A 7,239-nucleotide genomic window follows, 5' to 3' on the forward strand; every position below is an offset into this window, starting at 1 on the left:
CCAGCGCGACGCGTTCACAACCGCTCCGCGGCGACTCACGCTCGCTTTCCGGCCAGAGCGCTGCCCGACCGGCAGGCGGATGCCGCAGCATCAGCGCATCAGAATGGCGCTTCCGCTGGACCTGCGGAGGGCATCACATTTGGCGGTACACCCACGGGAAGCGGCAGGTTGGTCACCACGAACTGGTTCAGGATGTCGTCGCGATCCATGAACATGATCTGGCTCCGTTTCGCCGCGTCCAACGCGTTGCCCAGCCAGTTGCGTGCAGCCTTGGTTATCTCCCCGCCGGCCACGATGAACGCATGGTCGACGAGGACGCGCCGGTTGGTCTCGGGGTCGAAGATCTCGTGCGCCAGCATCATCAGGGCCTGGTTGTGGATCTCGGCGATGTTGGCATTGCCCGCCCTGGACTTTCCCGTGGCGTCCAGCTTTCCGCGCTTCACCTGGATGCCGAAGTACAGGAAGTGCTGGGTCGGCAGGGTGTACCGCATCCAGATGTCCTTGCCGTACTCCAGCGCCTTGTCCCTGTGCCCGGCCGCCGTGATCCGGTGAAAGCCCAGCTGCCGGAAGAGGGGCAGCAGCACTTCCTCAATGAGTGCATCCTCGCTGCACGTGTCCAGGAACGCGGCAAGTGCTGTACGCCGCTGCATCTCGGCGACGCTCAGTGGACGATGCGGGTTCTTGGCCAACATCGAGACAGTGTTCGTTCCGGTGTGCCGCAGGTAGCAGTGCTTGTCCTCCCCGTAAAAAGCCTCGAACCCTTCCCTCGCGAGCGCATTGTTCAGCAAGCGCAGGGCATTGGTCCGGTCGAGACCCTCATTGAGTGCATCCCCCGGATTCATCAGGTGGTCGATCACCCTGCAGAAGGACTCCGGTGGGTGCGAAGGCCCCTCGTGCGGCTCCTCCAACAATTGTTCCAGCACCCCTGCGACCCAGCGGTGCCGCGTCGAACCGTCGTGCTCCCAATCCATGTCGAGCTCCGCGAAGAACTCGGTGATGTAGCTGCTCGAGCGATACGGGAAATATGCAGGTTCGGCACCAGCTTGAGGATCCGCAGCACCGAGGTTTCCGCAAATGAGGTCGCCAAGCATTTCCAGCGTTCGCTTTCTGAACTTCACGACGCCCTCCCCAGAGCCGCTCCCCCAGCCACCGCGTGCGGACTATTGTGCCCTGTCATCGCAGAACGTCCGGCACGCACGACCAAGTCCGGTTTCGTCACGGGTGCACTGTCGATGGCGGCCACGACGTCACACGCCCACCGGCAGTCGGCATACCGGTGAGCCCGTCCCGAGCAGGTCACACCACGTACCCACGACACGACAGAACCTGCCCGGTTTCCCACGGGGAGCGTCTCCTCACGTATCCCCGTCTTGCCGCCTGCGATCGCAAATCCAGCGTCCCCGAGCGCATCGCAGGAACACGGACTGCATGAGGAGCCGAGAGGATCATGCGCGGGAGCACAGTCGATCTCGTGACGAAGCCGCACCAGAAGTGCTTCGGTGGGGTTTCGTCGAGTGGCTCCGGCCAGAGGCCCCGCCATCATGCTCTCCGGCGGCCTCGCCCTATCACCGACCTGTCACGGGCGCTGTCACGCGTCTGTCACCAACTACACCGACTCCCCCGGACTGCGAAGCCCTGACCTGCTATTACGTACCCGCCGTGGACTGACGTGGACGCCCGAAGACGGTCTCTACAACCTGTGCCATGTGGTTCCCAGTGAGGGACCCAGGATGAGGACCGGAGCGTCTTCTGGCCCGTCAACGCGGTATTGCAGGGTGTTCGGTACTGTCTCGCTCACCCGTCTGACCCTCTCACGTAGCACGAAATCTCACATAGCCGGGGCGAACCTAGCGGGTCCCGGCCCTCTCGTGACGGCGGATCCGGCAGGGTCCGGGCGGATCCCCGTGAGGCGGTACCCGGCGACGCGGCCGCTCGGTCGCCGGACCGTCCCCCACCCGTCCCCACCCGTCCGCCACCCATCCCCCACCCGTCCCCGCCCGTCCGCCGGCACGTGGCCGGGGCCTGTGTGCGCGCCGGTGCCCGGCCGAATCCGGCGAAGGGGATTGTGTGGGGGACTTGTGATTTCCTCGCGCCCCATCGGCGTCACGGCGGGCGTGAAACCGGACGCGCTGACCGGAAACTGACGGACTTTCATGGGTGTACTGTCGTACGGACAACGGTTTTTGGACGGTGATGGCCGGAAAACATCCGCCGCGAGCCGTCGACTTCGGCGGGAATGCTCCCTTGCATCCCTGCTGTTCCGCCTTGTCCGGTCGGCGACTTCACATCGGAGGCTCCGCCGGCCGGGCCGTGCGGCCCGTGCGATCACCACGGCCGGCGGCATGACTAGCATGACCCGGTACCCGGATCGGCGGAGCACGTCCTCCCCCTTCCTTCCGGGCCTGCGGCCGTCGTGTGTCGGTCGACCCGTTCTTCCTGCTCTCGAGGACCGAGGAACCGCGGAATGTCTGTGCCTGCATCTCCCAGTCAGCGTCGGTCGGCCCCAGTGCCCCAGGCCTCGTCGGCCGTACCCGTGACCGTGCTGCTGGTGAGTGGCGCGGCGGCGGGCGCGGCGATGGCGGCGGCCCCCGCCGCCGCCCGCACCTGGACGGTGGTCGCCGCTCTGGTCGCCTGGGCCTGCGTGGCGGTCACCGTCGTCGTCTGCGCCGTGCTGATCAGGCGGACCCGCCGGTCCGCCGCCACGAGGGATGCCGACATCGCCCGGATGAGCGCCCAGTCGGCGCAGCAGTCCGCGGAGTCGGCGCATCTGGTGAACGTCACCCTGCCCGCTCTCCTGGACCGGCTGGGGGACGGCGAGGGGGCGCGTGAGGCCCTGGCGAAGGTGACACCGCCCGCCGATCCTCGGCTGTTGCAGGTCGTCCAGGCCTTCGCCGCCGCGATGGAGCAGGCGGTGCGGTACGCCACCACCTCGGACGCCGAACGGCGACGCGCCCGGCACGAACTGGACGAGATCACCGGAGAGATGGACTGGGCGCAGCAGATGCTGCCCGCCGTGGTCGACCAGCTGCGGGAGGGCAGCTCGGCCGACACCGTGCTCGCCGGGCTGGAGTGGCCCCCGTCCGCCGTGCTGCGGACGCCCACCGAAACGTTCATCCGCGAGCTCGCCCACAGCGAGCGCCGCGCCGCCGCCGCGCAGGCCGCTTCCGCGAAGGCGCTCAGCCGCGTCCAGGCCAAGACCGTGAGCATGCTCGCCGACCTGCGGGAGATGCAGGAGCGGCACGGCGAGGAGGTCTTCGGCGACCTGCTGAAGCTGGATCACAGCACCTCCCAGCTGGGCCTGATGACCGACCGGCTGGCGCTGCTGATGGGCGGTCGGTCCAGCCGCGCCTGGAACAAGCCGATCGTGATGGAGAGCATCCTGCGCGGTGCGGCCGGCCGGATCGCGGCGTACCAGCGGGTGCGGCTGCACTGTTCCTCGAACGCCGCCGTCTCCGGTTTCGCCGCCGAAGGCGTCATGCACCTGCTCGCCGAGCTGGCGGACAACGCCGCCAACTTCTCGCCGCCGATCGACGAGGTCCACATCTACGTCGAGGAGCACAGCGCCGGGCTGATCGTCACGATCGAGGACAGCGGCCTGAAGATGGCGGACGCGGCGATGCGGCGCGCCGAGGAGGCCGTGGCGGGCCGCGTGACGGACCTCGCCTCGCTCCAGGGCACACGGCTCGGTCTGGCCGTGGTCGGGCGGCTGGCCCTCAAGTACGGCATCAGCGTCAACTACCGGCCGTCGTCGCGCGGAGGCACCGGCGTCGTCGTGCTGCTGCCCCTGAACCTGCTCGCGCAGCGGAGCGACGCCGCACCGCGGGAGACGGCGGGCCGTCCCGCCGCCGGCGCGGACGCCGTCCCCGGACCGCGGGAGCCGTCCTCGCGCCCCACGACGGGCTCGCGCCCCGCGGCAGGCTCGCGCCCCGCGTCGGCCGAACTGCCCGGCCCGGCCGCGCGGCCGGCTCCCGCGGCCCGTCCCGCCGCCCCGGCGGAAGCCTCCGGCCGGACGGCTCCCCGCGGTCCCCTGGAGGCCACGCCCAACGGTCTTCCCGTCCGGGCCCCCGGCCGTACGATGGCCGAGGCCGAGCGCGAACGTGACCAGCGCAGGGCGACGGCCGATTCCGCCGGGTCCGGCGACACGCCGGGGCGGACACGTCCGGCGGGGCGTGACGCCGGCTCGCGGTTCGGGGCCTTCCACAGCGGGCGCACCGCTGCCGGCGGCGCCGACGGTCCCGTGGACGAGCCCGGATCCGGGCCACTGACCGGCGAGTAGCACCACGTCCTTCCCCTCCGGCGTCAGAGCCATGGCGCCCTCATTTCCCGCTCAAGCTCGTGAGATTGGAGGAACGGGCCGGCAACCGGCGTCCCAGGACACCGCCGTCCCATCACCTACCATGCAGACCACCGACAACAGCCTCACCTGGCTTCTGCAGGGCCTTCTGGAGCGCACCCCCGGCACTCGGCACGTGCTGGTCCTGTCCCGGGACGGCCTGAAGCTGTGCTGGACCGAACACCTGGCGCTCGACCAGGCCGACCAGTTGGCAGCCATCTGCTCGGGCATGCAGTCCCTCGCCCAGGGGGCCTCCGTCGAGTTCGGTGACGGGAGCGGTGGTGTGCGGCACTCCATGACCGAGTTCCACGGTGGTCAGCTCTTCATCGTGCAGGCGGGGGAGGGCGCGCACCTGGCGGTCCTCGCCGAGGAGGACGCCGACCCCGGCGTGGTGGGTCACCAGATGACCGAGCTCGTCGAGCAGCTCGGCGAGCACCTGCGGGCCGAGCCCCGCGAGAGCGCGCAGGGGAGCACATCGTCGTGATACGCCGGCCCGTGGACACCGGTGAACCCGACCGGCTCTATACGGTCACCGGCGGGCGCAGCCGGGCGGACGACGCGTTCGACCTGGTCACCCTGGTGGTCAGCGAGTGCAAGCCCACCGCCGGGATGCAGTCGGAGCATGCGCGGATCCTGGAACTGTGCCGGCATCCGACGGCCGTCGTCGAGATCGCCGCCGAGCTGAAACTGCCGATCACGGTGGTGCGCATCCTGCTCGGCGACCTGCTCGCCATGAGCCGGATCACCGTCCGCCAGCCGCCCCCGGCACGGTCCGCCGCCTCCTCACTCCCCGATTCCGCCTTTCTCAAGGAGGTGCTCCATGGGCTCCGCAACCTCTGAGCTGCCTTCCGTGCGCACACCGCTGTCCGACGCCGCCGAGACAGGCCTGAAGATCGTCGTGGTGGGCGGCTTCGGGGTCGGCAAGACGACTCTGGTCCGCTCGGTCAGCGAGATCCGTCCGCTCAACACCGAGGAGGTGATGACGCAGGCGGGTGTCGGCATCGACGAGACGAACAAGGTGGCGGCGAAGACCACCACGACGGTGGCGTTCGACTTCGGCCGGATCAGCCTCAACGAGAGCATGATCCTGTACCTGTTCGGCGCTCCGGGCCAGGAGCGCTTCTGGTTCCTGTGGGACCGGCTCTTCTCCGGCACGCTCGGCGCGGTCGTCCTCGTCGACACGCGCCGCATGGACGACTCCTGGTACGCGATCGACCGGCTGGAACACCACAAGACGCCGTTCGTGGTGGCCGTCAACCGGTTCGACGACGAACCGAACCGGTACTCCCTCGACGAGATCCGCCAGGCGCTCGCCCTGCCCGCGCACGTGCCGCTGATCGACTGCGACGCCCGGGTCAGGTCGTCGGGCAAGGACGTGCTGATCACCCTCGTGGACCACCTCTACGAAATGGCCATGGCCCAGGAGAAGACACCGTGACCGACAACGGCCCCCTTCCCCCGCACGCCGCTCCTGCGGGCTGCCCTGCCCACACGGGCGCGGTGCCGCTGGCCGGCCTGGAGTACCAGCAGGATCCCTCGCGGCTCTACCGGGACCTGCGCCGGGAGCACGGCGCCGTCGCGCCCGTGCTGCTCGACGGGGACATCCCCGCCTGGCTGGTGCTCGGTTACTCCGAGGTCGGCTACGTGACGAGCCACGACGAGCTGTTCGCCCGCGACTCGCGGCGCTGGAACCAGTGGGAGAACATCCCCGCGGACTGGCCGCTGCTGCCGTTCGTCGGGTACCAGCCCTCGGTGCTGTTCACCGAGGGCGACGAGCACCGGCGGCGGTCCGAGGTGATCACGGAGGCCCTGGAGGGCGTCGACCAGTTCGAGCTGGCGCGCGAGTGCCGGCAGATCGCCGACCAGCTCATCGCGTCGTTCGCGGGGAGCGGTCAGGCCGAGCTGATGAGCGCGTACGCGCACGCGCTGCCGATGCGTGCCGTCGTCCAGATGTGCGGGATGCCGCACACGGGTGAGGACACCCAGCGGCTCGTGGAGGATCTCCAGATCTCCCTCGACGCGACCGAGGGCGAGGATCCGGTGGCCGCGTACATGCGGGTGGCCGAGCGGATCCAGCAACTGGTGAAGGAGAAGCGGGAGCGTCCGGGCCCGGACGTCACCTCGCGCATGCTGCTGCATCCGGCCGGGCTGACCGACGAGGAGGTCGTCCAGGACCTGATCACCATCATCGCCGCGGCCCAGCAGCCGACCGCCAACTGGATCTGCAACACGCTGCGGTTGCTGCTCACCGACGAGCGGTTCGCCCTGAGCGTGTCGGGCGGCCGGCTCAGTGTGGGCGAGGCGCTGAACGAGGTGCTCTGGCTCGACACCCCGACGCAGAACTTCATCGGCCGCTGGGCCGTGCGCGACACCCAGCTGGGCGGGCGTCGGATCCGGGCGGGCGACTGCGTCGTACTGGGGCTCGCCGCGGCCAACACCGATCCCCAGATCTGGCCGGAATCGTACGTCGGGGCGGAGAACGCCGCGCACCTGTCGTTCAGCAACGGGGAGCACCGGTGCCCCTATCCCGCCCCGCTGCTGGCCGACGTCATGGCCCGAACGGCGGTCGAGAACCTGCTGGAGCGCCTGCCCGACCTGGTCCTCGCCGTGGAGCCGGAGGAACTGACCTGGCGCCCGTCCATCTGGATGCGCGGCCTGAGCGCCCTGCCGGTGGAGTTCACCCCGGTGGTGCAGTAGCGCACCGCCCGGGGCGGACCGTCTCCCCGGGCGGGTCGTTGCCGGTGGGGTGCGGCGCCCGTTCCGTCCGCCGGCCGCTCCGGCCTGCCGCCCGGCCCCTCGGGGCACGGGACGGCTGGGCACGGGACGGCGTTGCGCGCGACGGCGTTACGCGCGACGGCGTTGCGCGCGACGGCGGTCGGCGGGACGGCGGCACGCGCGACGGCAGT

The 7,239-nt window shown here is 70.0% G+C and carries 6 protein-coding genes; 5 read left to right on the forward strand and 1 reads right to left on the reverse strand.

Annotated elements, in window-relative coordinates:
• Positions 1–98: 98 nt before the first annotated feature.
• A complete protein-coding gene (locus tag ACFYWQ_RS10760; protein ID WP_389514868.1) occupies positions 99–1,118 on the reverse strand; it encodes a hypothetical protein in 1,020 nt (339 codons plus the stop codon).
• 1,346 nt (positions 1,119–2,464) lie between these two features.
• On the opposite strand from ACFYWQ_RS10760, the gene ACFYWQ_RS10765 reads away from it, so the two are divergent.
• The 5 genes from ACFYWQ_RS10765 to ACFYWQ_RS10785 all read left to right on the forward strand — a co-directional run bounded on the left by ACFYWQ_RS10765 (position 2,465) and on the right by ACFYWQ_RS10785 (position 7,030).
• The gene (locus ACFYWQ_RS10765; RefSeq protein WP_389514869.1) at positions 2,465–4,276 is read left to right on the forward strand and encodes an ATP-binding protein; all 1,812 of its coding nucleotides are present in this window, start codon (positions 2,465–2,467) and stop codon (positions 4,274–4,276) included.
• A gap of 121 nt (positions 4,277–4,397) precedes the next feature.
• Positions 4,398–4,817: a roadblock/LC7 domain-containing protein gene (locus ACFYWQ_RS10770; protein WP_389514871.1), complete on the forward strand. Its 420-nt coding sequence runs from the start codon at positions 4,398–4,400 to the stop codon at positions 4,815–4,817.
• Positions 4,814–5,173: a DUF742 domain-containing protein gene (locus ACFYWQ_RS10775; protein WP_389514873.1), complete on the forward strand. Its 360-nt coding sequence runs from the start codon at positions 4,814–4,816 to the stop codon at positions 5,171–5,173. Before ACFYWQ_RS10770 ends, ACFYWQ_RS10775 begins: the two co-directional genes overlap by 4 nt.
• On the forward strand, positions 5,154–5,771 hold the full coding sequence (locus ACFYWQ_RS10780) for an ATP/GTP-binding protein (protein ID WP_389514874.1): 618 nt from the start codon (positions 5,154–5,156) through the stop codon (positions 5,769–5,771). The genes ACFYWQ_RS10775 and ACFYWQ_RS10780 overlap by 20 nt, the downstream gene beginning before the upstream one ends.
• Positions 5,768–7,030, forward strand: coding sequence for a cytochrome P450 (locus ACFYWQ_RS10785; RefSeq protein ID WP_389514875.1), 1,263 nt, complete (start codon positions 5,768–5,770; stop codon positions 7,028–7,030). The genes ACFYWQ_RS10780 and ACFYWQ_RS10785 overlap by 4 nt, the downstream gene beginning before the upstream one ends.
• Positions 7,031–7,239 lie beyond the last annotated feature (209 nt).

It is taken from the genome of Streptomyces sp. NPDC003247, assembly GCF_042888135.1.
Taxonomy (GTDB): domain Bacteria; phylum Actinomycetota; class Actinomycetes; order Streptomycetales; family Streptomycetaceae; genus Streptomyces.